12 protein-coding genes, 1 tRNA gene, 1 rRNA gene and 1 pseudogene are annotated in these 15,892 nt (G+C 65.8%); 6 read left to right on the top strand and 9 right to left on the bottom strand.

Annotated features, from left to right (window positions below; all coding sequences use genetic code 11):
• From J2X98_RS21905 to J2X98_RS21880, 6 genes and pseudogenes are all read right to left on the bottom strand, one after another.
• Positions 1-191: pseudogene (locus tag J2X98_RS21905) on the bottom strand (ribulokinase); the annotation flags it as partial.
• Positions 192-347: 156 nt separating this feature from the next.
• Positions 348-1,601 carry an MFS transporter gene (locus J2X98_RS21900; RefSeq protein ID WP_307312579.1) on the bottom strand — a complete coding sequence of 418 codons (1,254 nt, stop codon included), beginning with the start codon at positions 1,599-1,601 and terminating at the stop codon, positions 348-350.
• Positions 1,602-1,634: 33 nt separating this feature from the next.
• Entirely contained in the window at positions 1,635-3,803 is a 2,169-nt protein-coding gene (locus J2X98_RS21895) for an elongation factor G-like protein EF-G2 (protein WP_307312576.1), read from the bottom strand.
• Positions 3,804-3,887: 84 nt separating this feature from the next.
• A complete protein-coding gene (locus tag J2X98_RS21890; protein WP_141943568.1) occupies positions 3,888-4,313 on the bottom strand; it encodes a ChaB family protein in 426 nt (141 codons plus the stop codon).
• 68 nt (positions 4,314-4,381) lie between these two features.
• Positions 4,382-4,458, bottom strand: a tRNA-Thr gene (locus tag J2X98_RS21885).
• Between the two features lie 145 nt (positions 4,459-4,603).
• The gene (locus J2X98_RS21880; RefSeq protein WP_307312570.1) at positions 4,604-5,491 is read right to left on the bottom strand and encodes a DsbA family protein; all 888 of its coding nucleotides are present in this window, start codon (positions 5,489-5,491) and stop codon (positions 4,604-4,606) included.
• Between the two features lie 179 nt (positions 5,492-5,670).
• Here J2X98_RS21880 and J2X98_RS21875 point away from each other — a divergent pair, with 179 nt between their 5' ends.
• The 4 genes from J2X98_RS21875 (at position 5,671) to J2X98_RS21860 (ending at position 10,829) form a co-directional block, all read left to right on the top strand.
• Positions 5,671-7,173 carry an alpha,alpha-trehalose-phosphate synthase (UDP-forming) gene (locus tag J2X98_RS21875; protein WP_307312568.1) on the top strand — a complete coding sequence of 501 codons (1,503 nt, stop codon included), beginning with the start codon at positions 5,671-5,673 and terminating at the stop codon, positions 7,171-7,173.
• Positions 7,163-7,999, top strand: a complete 837-nt coding sequence (gene otsB, locus J2X98_RS21870; RefSeq protein WP_307312565.1) for a trehalose-phosphatase — start codon at positions 7,163-7,165, stop codon at positions 7,997-7,999. The genes J2X98_RS21875 and otsB overlap by 11 nt, the downstream gene beginning before the upstream one ends.
• A 217-nt stretch (positions 8,000-8,216) precedes the next feature.
• Positions 8,217-9,299, top strand: a complete 1,083-nt coding sequence (locus J2X98_RS21865; RefSeq protein WP_141943631.1) for an ABC transporter ATP-binding protein — start codon at positions 8,217-8,219, stop codon at positions 9,297-9,299.
• Between the two features lie 111 nt (positions 9,300-9,410).
• Entirely contained in the window at positions 9,411-10,829 is a 1,419-nt protein-coding gene (locus J2X98_RS21860) for a DUF4032 domain-containing protein (protein WP_141943633.1), read from the top strand.
• 3 nt (positions 10,830-10,832) lie between these two features.
• Here J2X98_RS21860 and J2X98_RS21855 read toward each other — a convergent pair whose 3' ends face one another.
• The gene (locus tag J2X98_RS21855) at positions 10,833-12,203 is read right to left on the bottom strand and encodes an FAD-binding oxidoreductase (protein ID WP_307312560.1); all 1,371 of its coding nucleotides are present in this window, start codon (positions 12,201-12,203) and stop codon (positions 10,833-10,835) included.
• A 190-nt stretch (positions 12,204-12,393) separates the two neighbouring features.
• Here J2X98_RS21855 and J2X98_RS21850 point away from each other — a divergent pair, with 190 nt between their 5' ends.
• Both J2X98_RS21850 and J2X98_RS21845 read left to right on the top strand, forming a co-directional pair.
• Positions 12,394-14,124 (top strand): glycoside hydrolase family 13 protein, encoded by a 1,731-nt coding sequence (locus J2X98_RS21850; protein ID WP_307312558.1) that lies wholly within the window; start codon positions 12,394-12,396, stop codon positions 14,122-14,124.
• 2 nt (positions 14,125-14,126) lie between these two features.
• A complete protein-coding gene (locus J2X98_RS21845) occupies positions 14,127-15,182 on the top strand; it encodes a LacI family DNA-binding transcriptional regulator (RefSeq protein WP_307312555.1) in 1,056 nt (351 codons plus the stop codon).
• Positions 15,183-15,208: 26 nt separating this feature from the next.
• Here J2X98_RS21845 and J2X98_RS21840 read toward each other — a convergent pair whose 3' ends face one another.
• Positions 15,209-15,703, bottom strand: a complete 495-nt coding sequence (locus J2X98_RS21840) for a hypothetical protein (RefSeq protein ID WP_307312551.1) — start codon at positions 15,701-15,703, stop codon at positions 15,209-15,211.
• Positions 15,704-15,806: 103 nt separating this feature from the next.
• Positions 15,807-15,892, bottom strand: a 5S ribosomal RNA gene (gene rrf / locus J2X98_RS21835); the annotation flags it as partial.

Here is a 15,892-nt window from a genome sequence, read left to right as displayed (position 1 = left end):
CGCGCCCCGTCGTCGCCCGCTGTGTCTTTGGGCAGCGCACCGGTAACGACCGCGTGCGGGTACTCGTGAACGGCGCTGCCCAATTCCATTCCGTCACGGACCCGCACCACCACGGCACGGCCCGAAAGGGTTCCGTAATCCACTCCGATGACGCAGGGGTCGGAGCTGGAAGTAAACAACGTCTCTGGCATGGTGCTGCCTCCGTCCGGGAGGCGGGGCCTCATTACCGGGTTTGTAGGGGTCGTGATCAAGCTAGGTGCTGCAGCAATTGTGAACGCTAACATGACTGGATGTCAAGGTTCGATGGCTTGCCGCGCAGACGGCGTGCGTTCATGGGAGAGGCTTGGTCAGGGAGCGGCGGCCGCCCCAGTGGCGGCGTCTGCCGGCGAGCGCCGGCGCCGGCTCAACATGATGAAGGGCGCGGCCAGCAGCTGCACCACGCCGCCGATAGCCAGTGACGCGGGGTACCCGTAAATATCTGCCGAGCGGCCGAGCAGGGGCTGCACCACCACTCCCCCGCTTGAGCCCATGAGCGAGGCAAAGCTCAGGACCGTTGCCCGCTGTTTCGAGGCGATCATGTCATTCAGGTAGGCCTGGCGCACGGGCGTGCCCGCGGAGGCCACCACTGCCCACACCACCAGCAGCACCAGGGCCAGCCAAAAGCTGTGGGTGGCCAGGAGCACCATCAGGACCACCGAGCTGGTGACCGTGGACGCGATCAGGATCGTGGTCCGGCGGCGGACCTGTTTCCGGACCACCGGAGCCAGCCAGCCGCCCACGATTTCCGCTGCGGCAACAATGGCCGCCGCCAGCCCCGCGACGGCGTAGGCCCTGGGATCGCCGAAGAGTTGCAGGAGATACGGCTGCAGGGCATAGAAGACATAAAACCCCACCCCCTCAGTGAACGGGGCGGCCAGCATCATGAACCGTACCGGTGGGTTCCCCAGTCCGCCGTCCACGGACGCCTTCAGGACTGCCCGGGTGGCCTGCAGCGGGTGGGCCGAGCGCTCAGGTGTGAAGCCGACGTCGTGCATGAGCACAAAGGCCACCACGAACATTGCCACGAGCACCGCGACGCGCAGCAGGAAGGGCACCCCCAGGTTGGTTGCCTGGGCTATCACGCCGCCCGCGACCGACCCGGCCAGCATGGCGATGCCAGACACGATCTGGCCGCGGCCAAGGACCGCTTCCAGGCCGCCCTCGTAACCGGAAAAGTGCAGCGCATCCACCAGCCATGCCTCCACGGCCCCGGAAAAGAAGGTGAAGCCCAGGCCCAGCAGTGCGGACACCGCAGCCCACCACCAGAACGGCGCAGACAATTGCCACAGCAGGTAATAGAGGTACGTGGACCCCGCCAGGGTCACGGTGCCCAACAGGAACGACACGCGCCGTCCCCAGCTGTCCGCCACGACGCCTGTGGGAACCTCGAAGAGCACCATCCCTGCGGTGAAGAAGGCGTTCGCGGCGAACGCCTCAAAGTTGTTCAGCCCGGCGTCCAGCAGGAACAGCGTGTTGATCCCCCAGATGAACGAAGCAGCAAGGGTGTTTCCCAGCGTCAGTATGAGGTAGGTGCTCTGGATCTTTCGCGCCGCGGCGTTCACAGGGTGCTCTTTGGCGGTTCCCGCGTGGCGGCGTCAGGACGGAGTGTGGTTGGAGGGGACGGGGTCATGGCGCAGGTACTGCCGCCGGAACCGCCCTGTACCGGCCGTCAGGGCGCGCAGTTCCACCGCGTACCGCAGGAGTTCCTGGTCCGGAACCTCCGCGCTGATCTCCGTCAGCCCCTGGCCTGAGGAGGTGGTGCCTGTCAGGCGCCCGCGGCGGCCGGACAGGTCACTCATCACCGTCCCCACGTGTTCGTCCGAAACCGTGATGGACACTGAAGACACCGGCTCCAACAACTGGATCTTCCCCGCCGCTGCAGCCTCCCGGAGGGCCAGCGCCCCGGCGGCCTGGAATGCCGCATCGGAAGAATCAACGCTGTGCGCCTTGCCGCCCACCAGGGTCACGCGAAAATCCACCATGGGAAAACCAGCTGAAACGCCCTTCTCCATCTGTGCGCGGATCCCCTTTTCGATGGACGGGATGAAGGTACCGGGGATGACTCCGCCCACGGTCTTGTCCACGAACTCGAACCCGCCGCCCCGCTCCAGCGGTTCCACTTCGATATCGCACACCGCGTACTGGCCGTGGCCACCGGACTGTTTGACGTGCCGGCCATGGCCGGACGCGGGAGCCGCAAAAGTTTCCCGCAGCGGCGTCACTACCTCCACGGTATGCAGTTTCACTCCCTGTTCCCGCAGCCGGTCCAGGACCACCTCGGCATGCGCCTCGCCCATGCACCACAGCACCAGCTGGTGCGTCTCCGCGTTCCTGTCCACACGCAGCGTGGGGTCCCCTGCCGCGATCCGGCCAAGGCTGCGGGCCAGGGCGTCCTCGTCGCTGCGGGAATCGGCTTCCACGGCAACAGGCAGCAGCGGCTCCGGCATTTCCCAGGTTGCCAGCAGCAGCGGGTTCTCCCGGGACGAGATGGTGTCGCCGGTTTCGGCGCTGCCCAGCTTTGCCAGGGCACACATGTCCCCCGCCACGCAGAAGGGAACAGGCCGCAGGGTGGCGCCCAGTGGCGAGTATAGATGCGTGATGCGTTCATCGGTGTCGTGGTCCTGGTGGCCGCGGTCAGCCAGGCCGTGGCCGCCGACGTGAACCGGCGAATCCTCGCTCAGCGTCCCGGAGAAGACCCGCACCAGGCAGATGCGGCCCAGGAAGGGATCGTTGGAGGTGCGGACCACCTCGGCAGCGAGCGGACCGGACGGATCGCATTCCAGGGTCCCGCCCGGCTCCCCCGCAAGGTCTGTCATGTCGGGGAGGCTGCGTTCAACGGGCGCCGGGAAGGCCCGCACCAGCAGGTCCAGCAGTTCCGCGGTGCCCAGCCCAGTGACGGCGGACGTGGGCAGCACCGGAAAGAAGGACCCGCGGGCGACGGCGGTTTCCAGGTCGGTTGCCAGCGCTTCGGTGTCGATGTCCCCGCCTTCGAGGTAGCGGTCCATCAGCGTCTCGTCTTCGCTTTCGGCGATAATTCCCTCGATCAGGGCACCCCTGGCAGTCTCCGCGTCCGAAAGCTCGTCCGGCGCTGCTGCCCGGATCCCGGGTGTTCCCTCCCCCGGGGAGTACTCCCTGACTTCCTGCGACAGCAGGCCCAGCAGGCCGGTGACCTCACCCCCGGTCCGCACCGGGACGCACAGCGGCAGCACGCCGTCGCCGAACGCTTTCCGGCAGGCGGCCAGGGCGGCGTCGTAGTTTGCCCGCGGATGGTCCAGCCGGGTGATGACGACGGCGCGTGGCAGCCTCATGTGCCCGCACTCGCCCCAGAGCGCGGTGGTGGTGGCGTCGATCCCCTCGACGGCGGACACGACGAAAAGTGCCCCATCGGAAGCCCGGAGTCCCGCGCGTAGCTCACCGATGAAATCGGGATAGCCCGGCGTATCCAGGAGATTAACCTTGGTGTCATCCACCATGAGCGGAACCAGGGACACCGTGACGGACCGTTGCTGGTGCACGGCAGCGGGGTCGGAGTCGCTGACCGTGGTGCCGTCCGCGATGGAACCCTTGCGGGTAATCATGCCGTTGGCGGCAAGCAGGGCCTCGATCAGCAGCGTCTTCCCGGCACCGGAGTGCCCCACCAGGGCCACGTTCCGAATCCGGGCCGGGTCCTGGGCCGCGATGGCGCCGGCCTGGTCCGCCCGCTTGGAATCAGGCCCGTTCCTGCCGGCCGCCCGCGCTGACTCCCTGGTGCTCTTGACCGACATTGGAACCTCCTGGCATCGTTGCCGACCGGACCGGACGTGTCCTCTGATTCGACACCTTGGCGGACGGGACGGCAAGAGCGGAGGCTATTTACTGCGGGCTTTGCGGGTGGCGGCGTCGTTGGCCTTTTGCAGTGCCCGGACCAGTTGTTCCTTGTCCATCCTGGACCGGCCTTTGACGTCCAGTTCCTTGGCCAGCTTGTAGAGGTGTTCCTTGGAGGCGTTGGCATCGACGCCGCCGGCGGTGTGTTCTGACGAGCGGACTCCCTGCTCTGCGCGTTTGTCGGAGGGGCCGCGTTGTTCCTTGGGTTCCCAGTGGTCGCCCACCTTCTCGTAGCTGTGCTTCAAGGAAGCGTACGCCGCGCGGGCGGCCCGTTGTTCGTCCTGGCCGTAGGACTCCAGGGCGGAGTCGTAGGTCTTCGCGAACGTATCCTGCGCCTTCTGGTCAGAACGCTGCAGGGTCGAGGGAATTTCGTCCTTGCGGGCATGGTGGTTCTTGCCGGTCTTGGGCATGGCACCCATCCTCCTTTAGTCAGCACGCTGATCATTCGGATGGATCCAGCTTAGACCCGGAGGTGGTATGGAGCCCCCTGTCGGATTCGAACCGACGACCCCCGCTTTACAAGAGCGGTGCTCTGGCCAACTGAGCTAAGGAGGCGTGCCCCTGGGGGCGGCACCGTGAAGGCGCTAGATAAGGGTAGCCCAACTCCCGCCGGGCGTAAAAACGCCGGATGGCCCGCCGGGTAAACCGTAAGGGCCCGCCCCGGAAAGGTTCCGGAACGAGCCCCTGCGGATGACGGAGTTTAGCCCTTGGCGGCGATGGCTGCCTTCAGGAAGTCCGGGAATGGCGTCTGGGCGCTGTCTCCCTTGCCCCACTGCTTGCCATCAACGAAGACGGTGGGGGTCCCGCTCACCCCGATGGCCGCGGCTTCCTTCGTCGCGTACTTCACGTACGGACGGTAGGTCTTGTCATCCACGCAGGAACCGATGTTGACGCCCATATCGGAGGCCATCTTCTTCAGGTCGTTGTCGGAAAGGCCGGCGCTGCCTTCTGCAGGCTGCTGGGCGTACAGGGCGTTGAAGTAGTCGGCGTACTTCTCCGGAGCCGTGTTGGCCACACAGGCGGCGGCGTTGGCGGCGCGGGACGAGTAGTTGGTGGTGGACCGGCTGTCCAGGAAGCCCAGCGGCCGGTATTCCACGGTGATCTTGCCGTCGTTGCGCAAGGTGGTGAGCTGGTCGTTGTACTGCGTCTCGAAGTTCTTGCAGACCGGGCAGATGAAGTCGACGTAGAGGACAACCTTCACCGGCTTCCCGGCCTCCGCCTCGGCACCGGGAGCCACCACTTCAGCCGGCGGCGTCTTCGGGGCATCCCCCAGGGAGGAGGCGTCAACCGTAGCGGGCTCCGTCTTGGCCACGTCCGTGTTGGCCAGCAGGGTGACGCCCCCGTGCACGTTGGCGTTGGCAGGCGTGGGCCCCTGGTCCGCAACCGGGGCATTCCGCTGGATGTTGCCCGCAACCACAAGTCCGACCACCACCAGGATGGCAATCACAGCCACCACGATGCCCCAGCCGATCATCAGCTTGTTGCGCTTGTCCTTTTTTGCCTGGGCTTCCCGGATGAGGCGCGCCTTTTCGCGGGCCTCCGCGGTTCGCTCAGCCTTGGACTTACGTACTTCGTTTGCAGGGCTCATGAGTTCCTTGGGTCGGTCGACGTAGGGGGACCACGTGGTGGCACCCCCAACATTTTAGGGGAGAAAACTTGGAGCTTGCGGTTTCAACTATTCCTCCGGGTTGCCCAACGGACGAATAGCCCCGATGATTCCGTCCGGCTAGGGTGGCTTAGAGGCACAAGCAACCCCAGGGGGCCGCAATGCAAACACCCGTCCAGGAAAAACCCGCCGGCACGGCGACGGCCGGCAGCTCCGGTCCAGGCCACACCGGCAATACGAAGTACGACTTCATGGTGGTCTCCAACAGGCTGCCGGTTGACCGCGTTGCGCCGGGAGACGACAGCGAGGACGGGTCAGGCTGGCGCCGCTCCCCCGGGGGCCTTGTGACCGCCCTCGCCCCCATGATGACCAAGACGGATGGCGCCTGGGTGGGCTGGCACGGCGCACCGGATGAGACCGTCAAGCCGTTCAGTCACGGCGGGATGGACCTGGTCCCCGTCCAGCTCAGCACGGACGACGTGGAGCTCTACTACGAGGGTTTCTCCAACGCCACGCTGTGGCCGCTCTACCACGACGTCATTGCTCCTCCGGAGTTCCACAGGACCTGGTGGGATGCGTACCGCCGGGTCAACCGCAGGTTCGCCGACGCCGTGGTCCGCCACGCGGACCAGGGTGCCACCGTCTGGGTCCAGGACTACCAGCTGCAGCTGGTGCCGCGGATGCTCCGCGAAGCACGGCCGGACCTCCGGATCGGGTTCTTCAACCACATCCCATTCCCGCCACCGGAAATCTTTGCCCAGCTCCCCTGGCGCCAGGCCATCATCGACGGCCTGCTCGGCGCCGACCTGGTGGGATTCCAGCGGCCCAGCGACGCGGGGAACTTCATGCGCTCCGCCCGCCGCTTCCTGGGTGCCAGCGTGAAGCAGCAGCAGGTGCACGTCAAGGACCACACCGGCCAGCTGACCCATATCGCCCGGGCGCAGGCCTTCCCCATCTCAATCGACGTCAAGCAGATCACCGAACTTGCTGCCAGGCCGGACATCATCGAACGCGCCCGGCAAATCCGGCAGGATCTGGGCAACCCCAAAACCATCCTGCTGGGCGTGGACCGGCTGGATTACACCAAGGGCATCCGGCACCGGCTCAAGGCCTTCGAAGAGCTCCTGGCGGATGGCCGGCTCACAGTGGGCGATGCCACGCTGATCCAGGTCGCCTCCCCCAGCCGTGAACGCGTGGAACAGTACAGGCTCCTCCGCGAGGAGGTGGAGGGCACTGTGGGCCACATCAACGGCACCTACGACACCCTCGAAAACACCGCAGTCCGCTACCTGCACCATAGCTACCCCGTGGAGGAGATGGTGGCGCTGTACCTGGCGGCGGACGTCATGCTGGTCACCGCCCTGCGTGACGGGATGAACCTGGTGGCCAAGGAGTACGTCACCGCCCGCAACAACAATGACGGCGCACTGGTCCTCAGCGAATTCGCAGGCGCTGCGGACCAGCTCAAGCAGGCCCTGCTGGTCAACCCGCATGACATCGCAGGCCTGAAGAACACCATCATGGCCGCTGTGGAACTGAGTCCCCGCGAAGCCTCACGGCGCATGCGGTCCATGCGCCGGCAGATCCTGGACCACGACGTGGACCACTGGTCCGCCGACTTCCTGCGCGCCCTGAACGAGAAAGTGGTCCGCGATGACTCCTGACGGCCGCCACGCCAAAGCGCCGCTGGCGCTCTCCCCCGAACTCCGCCAAGCCCTTCGCCGGATAGCCGGGACAGAGCACCTGCTGGTGGCGATGGACTTTGACGGGACCATGGCCCCCATCGTCGGCCGGGCCCAGGATGCGCGGCCGCTTCCACGCTCGGCCGCAGCCTTGGCCGGCCTCGCCGTGCTTCCACGCACGACGACGGCGCTCATCTCCGGAAGGGCCCTCGCCAGCCTGAGGGAGGTGGCGTCCCCGCCGGTGGACACTCTGCTGATCGGCAGCCACGGCGCGGAAGCATGGCTCGGCCCGGGTTCCACGGAGCTGGCCCTGGACGGGGACCAGAAGGCGCTCCTCGCGGAAGTGCGCGCTGAACTGGCAGCCATTGTCGAGGAAGCGCCCGGCACGTCCCTCGAGGACAAACCCGCCGGCGTGGTGCTGCACACCCGCCTTGCCTCGGATGACGTGGCAGAGGACGCCGTGTCAGCCGCCCGGTCGGTCCTCCAGGACCGCAAAGGCGTCTACCTGAAAGAAGGCAAACGCGTCCTCGAGACCTCCGTGGTCAATGCCTCGAAGGGTGAAGGTGTCACCTTCCTTCGGCAAGCCACCGGGGCCACCGCCGTACTGTTCGCCGGCGATGATGTAACGGACGAGGACGCGTTTGGCCGGCTTGAGCCCGGGGATGTCGGGGTCAAAGTGGGCCTCGACTTCACCCAGGCCCAATACCGGGTGGAGGCACCAGTCCACATAGCCGAGCTGCTGGAGGCCCTGCTCCAGGAGCGGAGCATCGCCGTGGCCGAAGAGGACCCGCAAGCCGCGTCCAGCTAGGATGTGGCCGGCGCCACCTGTGACGTTCGTAACATTTGCGCTAAAGGGAGCAGCCTCTGGCATACTCTTTGTGTGATGTGGCGCACAACCAGCGTGCGGCGTCACGCCGTGCTCCGCGCCCAAACGCGGAGCATCTTGCAGGAACACAACTGAATAAACATGAACCATTCACAACGGATCGTCCGGCACGTACCTGCCGGTGAAGGGATTGATAACTGTGGCTACAGTTACTTTTGACAACGCTACGCGTCTGTACCCGGGCACAGATAAGCCCGCCGTCGATAAGCTCAACATCGACATCGCCGATGGCGAATTCCTGGTCCTCGTCGGACCCTCCGGTTGCGGCAAGTCCACCTCCCTGCGCATGCTCGCAGGCCTTGAGGACGTCAATGCAGGCCGCATCCTGATCGGTGACCGCGACGTCACCGATGTTCCCCCGAAGGACCGCGACATCGCGATGGTCTTCCAGAACTACGCGCTGTACCCGCACATGACTGTGGCCGACAACATGGGCTTCGCCCTGAAGATCGCCGGCGTCTCCAAGGAAGAGCGCGCCGAGCGCGTCCGTGAAGCCGCCAAGCTCCTTGACCTGGAGCAGTACCTGGACCGCAAGCCGAAGGCACTGTCCGGTGGCCAGCGCCAGCGTGTTGCCATGGGCCGCGCAATCGTCCGTAACCCCCAGGTGTTCCTCATGGACGAACCGCTGTCCAACCTGGACGCCAAGCTCCGTGTCCAGACCCGCACCCAGATCGCGTCCCTGACCCGTCGTCTCGGCGTCACCACCGTGTACGTGACGCACGACCAGGTTGAGGCCATGACCATGGGTGACCGTGTGGCAGTGCTGAAGGACGGCCTGCTGCAGCAGGTCGACACCCCGCGCAACCTGTACGACCGCCCCAAGAACGTCTTCGTTGCCGGCTTCATCGGCTCCCCCGCCATGAACCTGCTGGAACTTCCCGTCGTCGACGGCGGCGTGCAGTTCGGCGGCACCGTCTACCCCGTGCCGCGGGACGTCCTCGAAGAGGCGCATGGCTCCACCGTCACGCTGGGCAGCCGCCCCGAAGACCTGGAGACCGCGCCGCACGGTGAGGGCCTGAAGGTGGAGGTGGACGTCGTCGAAGAACTCGGCGCCGATGCCTACGTTTACGGCCACACCAACCTTGACGGCAAGGACCACGACATCGTGGCCCGCGTCGACGGCCGGCGTCCTCCGATGAAGGGCGAGGTCATCTACGTCCGTCCGCAGTCCGGCCACGTGCACCTGTTCGACACCAAGACCGGCCTTCGCCTCGGCGACTGATTTCGGTAGCTCCACCCTGCGGCGGCCCACTCACCGGTGGGCCGCCGTCGGCTTTTAAGCCTGCCTGTGCAGGAATTTAGTGCCCCGCCCCGAGTACGGAAGAATTGAGCCATGACCGAGGAATACAGCGCCCAGTGGCACGACGAACCCACAGACTACGCGCAGATCGGCAAGCTGCCCCGGTTTGTGGCAGCCAGCGCGGATGACAACAAGGCGGCCTCGGTAGCCTCGTCACTGAACATCACCGCGGCGGCCGCAGACCCCGAACTGCTGGACCTGCCCTGGCACATTGCCCTGGAGGAATGGCCGGCACAATACCTGGCAGCACTGCCCCGCGGCATCTCCCGGCACATCGTACGCTTCGCCCACCTGGGCGGATCGGTGATCGCCATCAAGGAAACCTCCGAGCATGTGGCCCGCCACGAATACCACATGCTGCGCAAACTGGCCCGGCTGGACGTCCCCTGCGTTGAGCCGGTGGCCGTGATCACCGGGCGCACCACCCCGGACGGACGCCCGCTCAACCCGGTCCTCGTAACGCGCCACCTGAAGTTCTCCATGCCCTACCGTGCACTCTTTTCGCAGATGCTGCGCAAGGACACCCTCACGCGCCTGATTGACGCGCAGGCGCTGCTCATGGTGCGCCTGCACCTCATCGGTTTCTACTGGGGCGACGTCTCACTCTCCAACACCTTGTTCCGCCGCGATGCCGGCGCTTTCGCCGCCTACCTCGTCGACGCTGAAACGGGAGAGCTCTACCCCGACCTCTCCCAGGGCCAACGCGAGTACGACCTGGAGATCGCCCGCGTGAACATCGCGGGCGAGCTGATGGACCTGCTGGACGGCGGCCTCATCGAGGAAAAGGTGGACCCCGTGGCCACCAGCGAGCTGATCATGGACAGCTACCGCCGGCTGTGGGCTGAGCTGACCGAGAAAGAATCCTTTGAACTCGGCGAGCGCTGGCGGGTGGGCGCGCGTATCCGGCGGTTGAACGAACTCGGCTTCGACGTCGAGGAATACGCCATCAAGACCACGCAGAACGGTTCCACCATCCAACTGCAGCCCAAGGTGGTGGACGCGGGGCATCACCAGCGCCGCCTGCTGCGGCTTACCGGCCTGGATGCCCAGGAGAACCAGGCGCGCCGCCTCCTCAATGACATGGACTCATTCCGGGCAGACAACAACCCGGACATGGACGAGGAATACAGCGCCCACCTCTGGGTCAGCCAGATCTTCGAACCCATTGTCCGCTCCATCCCCAGGGACCTCTCCGGCAAGCTCGAGCACGCCGAAGTGGTGCACGAGGTCCTGGAACACCGGTGGTACATGTCCGAGAAGCAGGAACGCCACATCCCGCTGGCAGAAGCCGTGCAGTCCTACATCGATTCCATCCTGCGGCACCGGCGCGACGAGGCTGCCATCATGCTCAACCCGGACACTGAGCTGCTGAAGATCCTTGAAGTGGAAAAGGAGGAGTCGCGCTACGGCGCCGATGAGTCCCCCGACGAATATCCGGACGCTGACGACTGAGTCCTAGATGGCCTTTCCGGGGTTGAGGATTCCCTCCGGATCGAACAGGTCCTTGATCCTGCGCTGGAGCTGCCGGACCTGCTCCGGCTGCTCCTGGCCCAGCCACCGCAGCTTATACTGTCCCACGCCGTGCTCCCCCGTGATGGTGCCGCCCATGGCGAGCGCCGCGGTGATGGACTCGTCCAGCGCCGCCTGCAGCCGGTCCATGGCGCCGGCGTCAATGGCGGGGCCCTGCCTGTCGATCCAGAATGTAGGGTGCAGGTTGCCGTCGCCGGCATGGGCCACCACTTTGAGGTGCACCTGCTGCGCGGCGCCCACGGCCTCCAGCGCTGCAACGTAATCAACCAGGCGCGACCTCGGCACAGCCACGTCTTCACCCACACGGTATTCGTCGTCCACCTCGGTGCCCCTGCTGTGCCGCCGGAGCTCCACCAGCCGTTCGGCTTCTGCGCTGGCTTCCGTGGTCACGGTGGCCCCACCCTCACGCAGGACGTGGCGCACCACATCAGCTTCTGCGGCGGCGCCGAACCCGTCCGTCTGCACCAGCAGCAGGGATCGGCCGCGTGCGGAGAGGTCGGAGCCGTGGATGTCATCCAGCTGGGTGAGTGTGCCGCCGTCGAGCAGCTCCATGATCGCCGGCTGGACGCGGGCCTTGCCCACGGCAAGCACGCCGGCGGCAGCCGTCCTGAAGTCCGGGTAGAAGGCGGCCACCGTGTGGACTTCCCGGGGCAGGTACTTCAGCCGCACGGTAATCCCGACGACGATGCCCAGCGTCCCTTCGGACCCCACGAAGAGGCCGGTGAGGTCATACCCCGCCACGCCCTTGAAGGTCTGGTGGCCGGTATGGATGAGCGAACCGTCAGCCAGGACCACGTCCAGGGCCAGAACAGAGTCCCTGGTGACACCGTACTTGGCGCACCGCAGCCCGCCGGCATTGGTGGCCACGTTGCCGCCAATGGTGGAACTGCGGAAACTTGCGGGATCCGGAGCGTACATCAGGCCGTGCTCTGCGGCGGCTTCATTCAGGGCCGCGTTGACCACCCCGGGCTCCACCACGGCGGTCTCGTCATCCGGGTTCAAAGCGAGGATGCGGTCCATCCGCTCCAGCGACAGGACGATGCAGTTTCTCGTGGCGTGGGCACCCCCGGAAACACCGGTTCCGGCACCGCGGGGCACGATCGCCACGCCGCTGTCCGCGCACGCCTTCACCACCGCCTGCACCTCGGCCACGGTCTCCGGAAACACCACTGCGACGGGAAGCTGGAAGTCGATGACGGGCGCCTGGTCCACGGCGTACCGGCGGAGCGACACCTCGCTCACGTCCAGCTGGCTTGGGCCGAGGACGGCTTCCAGCTCGTCAACGATGCTTCCCACAAAGCCTCCACCCGTCGTCGGACATATCCTTCCCAGTTTAGGACTGGCCGCGTGCCGGGCAGGGGGATACACAGGCTGCAATCGCTTCCAGTTACTTTTCGAGTAGACGTCTGCTGGGAAGCCGTAATTCGGTAACGTAAAGAATGGAAGCGTTTTCACTTAATCGCGTCCCGTAGCTATGCTGGCTTCCATGTCTGTCGATACTGTGATCCAGGACACTTCGGCTGTTGCCGGTCCATTGACTCTCGTCCACGCCGCCGACACTGCTCCCGGCTGGTGGCGCTCTGCCGTGATCTATCAGGTGTACCCGCGGTCATTCCGCGATGTGAACGGCGACGGCGTGGGCGACCTGGCGGGCATCACAGAGGAACTCCCGCACCTCGCGGACCTGGGCGTGGACGCCGTCTGGCTGTCCCCATTCTTCCGTTCCCCTCAGCGGGACGCCGGGTACGACGTCAGCGATTACTGCGACGTGGACCCGATCTTCGGTACCCTCAGCGACTTCGACGTGATGATGGCCGAATCACACCGCCTGGGCCTGCGGGTGATCGTGGACCTCGTCCCCAACCACTGCTCGGACCAGCACCCGGCCTTCCAGGCGGCCCTCGCGGCGCCGGCGGGAAGCCCGGAGCGGGAAATGTTCATCTTCCGCGACGGAACCGGCCCCGACGGGCAGGAACCGCCAAACAACTGGCAGTCGCACTTTGGCGGACCGGCCTGGACCCGCGTCCCGGGGCCGGACGGGCAGCCGGGCCAGTGGTACCTGCATCTCTTCGATTCCTCCCAGCCGGACTTCAACTGGGACAATCCCGCTGTCCACGCCGAGTTCGAGCGGGTGCTCCGTTTTTGGCTGGACCGCGGCGTCTCCGGTTTCCGCGTGGACGTGGCGCACGCCCTGGTCAAGGCACCGGGCCTTCCGGCGTGGGGCGGCCGCGCCGATGGCGGCAACAGCGACGGATATCCGGGCCACGAAGCGCCCATGTTCGGCCAGCCGGCCGTCCACGACATTTACCGCAAGTGGCGCTTGATCCTGGACGGGTACGGACCGGACCGGATTCTTTGTGCCGAGGCAAGTGTTGACCTGCAGCGGCTGGCCCATTGGGTACGGCCCGATGAGATGCACCAGGCGTTCAACTTTCCCTATCTCCACGCAGGCCTGGACGTGTTCCGGCTGCGCTCGGTCATCACCGACTCCCTGAGAGTCCTCGATGGCGTGGGGGCACCAAGCACGTGGGTGCTTTCAAACCACGATGTGGTTCGACATGCCACCCGCTTTGGATATAACGGGCCAGGTCCCCGGGATGGGGACGGCATCGGCCCCTCCGATCCCCAGCCCGATGAAAAACTTGGCAGGCGTCGTGCCGCCGCTGCTTCGTTGTTCATGCTGGGACTGCCAGGGGCCGCCTACCTCTACCAGGGCGAAGAGTTGGGATTGCCGGACGGCATAGAAATCCCGGGGCACCTTCGCCAGGACCCGACCTTCGCCCGGACCGCCGGCCAGCGGCTGGGACGTGACGGCTGCCGGGTACCGCTGCCATGGCGGGCGGGGGACCGCCACCTTGGCTTTGGCCCGGGGGAAGACCCCTGGCTTCCCATTCCTGCCTCTTTCGGGAAGCTGGCGCGGGATCAGCAGGCTGCCTCACCGTCGTCGCACCTGTCCCTTTACCGGGACGCCCTGGCACGCCGCCGGGAGCTGGACCTGGGCAGGGGATCACTGTCCTGGGTTGAGGACTGGTGCACCGGATCCTCGTTGGGCTATCTGAACGGCACTACGCTGGTGCTTATGAACCTCAACCACGAGCCACTGGTCATGCCGTCCGGCCAGGTCCTGATCCGCAGCCTGCCGGGAGGCACAGCCGATGCCCTTGCTTCCGGTGAGACCGCCTGGATTGAAATTGGACCGGACGCCGCGGCCGACTGACCATGGCGGGTATCAAAGAGGTTGCCAGCAGGGCCGGGCTCTCCGTGGCCACTGTTTCAAGGGCGCTGAGCGGCAAGTCCAACGTCTCGGCCAGGAGCCGGCGGCTCGCACAGGATGCGGCGAAAGAACTTGGTTTCGTGCCTTCGTACCACGCGTCCAGCCTGGCGTCCGGACGCAACCACAATATTGGCCTTGTGGTTCCCACCGTTCAACGGTGGTACTTCTCCTCCGTCCTGGAAGGCGTTTCGGAGACCCTGCTGGACGCAGGGTACGACCTGACGCTGTACAACGTCGGAGAGCAGCCTGAGCACCGCAGCAGCATCCTGACCGACTTCCTGCTGCGCAAACGCCTCGACGCCGTCATCGCCGTAGCGCTGGTCCTCAGCGAGGATGAGATTGGCCAGCTGCTGGCTGTCCACCGTCCCATCGTGGGCATTGGAGGGGCGCTGCGCGGCGCCTCCACCATAAGGATCGACGACGAAGGCCTGGCCGCGGTGGCCACCCGCCACCTGATCGGGCTGGGACATACCAGGATCGCCCACATCACGGGCGATGGGGAGCTGAACCGTGACTTCAAGCTTCCCAAGCTTCGCCAGAAGGGTTTCGCCGCGGCCATGGCAGCAGCGGGGCTGACGGTCCGGCAGGAGTGGAATGCCTCGGCCGACTTCACCATCCAAGGGGCTTACGCGGCCGGACGCAAACTTCTGGGGAGCAGTTCCGAGCGTCCCACCGCGGTCTTCGCGGCCTCTGATGAGATGGCTGTGGGCATCATGCTGGCCGCCCGGGATTTTGGGCTTCAGGTGCCCCGTGATCTCTCCGTGGTGGGGATTGACGGGCACGACCTCGCCGAGACCTTCGGCCTCACCACCATCAACCAGGATCCGCGGGGACAGGGCAGGCTGGCTGCAGCCACTGCCCTGGCCCTACTGAACAGGTCCAGCGGGGATTGCGACGGCGGCCGGGACGTAGCTGCCTTGCACGACCAGGAGTACCCCACGGAGTTTCTCATCAGGAACAGTACCGCGGTGCCGCCGGACGGCGACACGGCGCGGGCGTAGGCAAACGCCGGGAAGCGCCTGACGGCTCAGGCGGCTGTCCCCATGAACCGGGTGTACTTCTCCAGGATCATCGGCCAGGCTTCCGCATACTCCTGCCGGGCAGCACCAGGGTCCTCGGCGCCTTCCCACCCTTCGTGGAAAACGCGGACTTCTGTTCCGGCTTCGACGGCCCGGAACACCACCAACAGCTCCGTGGACCACAAAGCAGTAGTGCCCGGGTGCCATGTCGCATGGAAGGACAGGGGCGGCTGCCAGTCATCGAGGGTTCCCCAGATGCTGGTCCGGCCGTCGTCTGCTGTTTCGAGGATTAAGTTCTCTTCGAACTCCACATAGGAGCCGGCGCCGTATACACCGTGCTGCTCCAAGGGCCACCACAGATGGGTATGGTCGGTGAAGCCAGCAAACGCACGGGACACAGGGCCAGGCACGACAACTGTGTTGATCACGGGTTCCAGGGAGCCGGACGCCGGCTGCCCTTCGTCGCCGAAAGGAACCTGCGCATGGCTGAAGATGCTGCTCATGGGGGACCATCCTATCCGCGGATCCTGAAGCACGGCTGCTTGTGCTGCATCGGTTAAAGTCATAGGGCCCTGACTTTCCTTGTCAGGGCCCTATCTAATGTGTGTCCGGCGGTGACCTACTCTCCCACACCCTCCCGGGTGCAGTACCATCGGCGCTGTGGGTCTTAGCTTCCGGGTTCGGAATGGGAC

This window comes from Pseudarthrobacter enclensis (assembly GCF_030811655.1).
In the GTDB taxonomy this organism is placed as follows: domain Bacteria; phylum Actinomycetota; class Actinomycetes; order Actinomycetales; family Micrococcaceae; genus Arthrobacter; species Arthrobacter enclensis_A.
Note: the sequence above shows the minus strand (reverse complement) of the source record. Positions and strands in the feature narration are given on the sequence as shown.

Excerpts from the sequence above, each read along its gene's own strand:
- J2X98_RS21895 (WP_307312576.1), bottom strand. The coding sequence starts at position 3,803 with ATGTCGGTCAAGAGCACCAGGGAGTCAGCGCGGGCGGCCGGCAGGAAC.
- J2X98_RS21890 (WP_141943568.1), bottom strand. The coding sequence starts at position 4,313 with ATGCCCAAGACCGGCAAGAACCACCATGCCCGCAAGGACGAAATTCCC.
- J2X98_RS21880 (WP_307312570.1), bottom strand. The coding sequence starts at position 5,491 with ATGAGCCCTGCAAACGAAGTACGTAAGTCCAAGGCTGAGCGAACCGCG.
- J2X98_RS21875 (WP_307312568.1), top strand. The coding sequence starts at position 5,671 with ATGCAAACACCCGTCCAGGAAAAACCCGCCGGCACGGCGACGGCCGGC.
- otsB (WP_307312565.1), top strand. The coding sequence starts at position 7,163 with ATGACTCCTGACGGCCGCCACGCCAAAGCGCCGCTGGCGCTCTCCCCC.
- J2X98_RS21860 (WP_141943633.1), top strand. The coding sequence starts at position 9,411 with ATGACCGAGGAATACAGCGCCCAGTGGCACGACGAACCCACAGACTAC.
- J2X98_RS21850 (WP_307312558.1), top strand. The coding sequence starts at position 12,394 with ATGTCTGTCGATACTGTGATCCAGGACACTTCGGCTGTTGCCGGTCCA.
- J2X98_RS21845 (WP_307312555.1), top strand. The coding sequence starts at position 14,127 with ATGGCGGGTATCAAAGAGGTTGCCAGCAGGGCCGGGCTCTCCGTGGCC.
- J2X98_RS21840 (WP_307312551.1), bottom strand. The coding sequence starts at position 15,703 with ATGAGCAGCATCTTCAGCCATGCGCAGGTTCCTTTCGGCGACGAAGGG.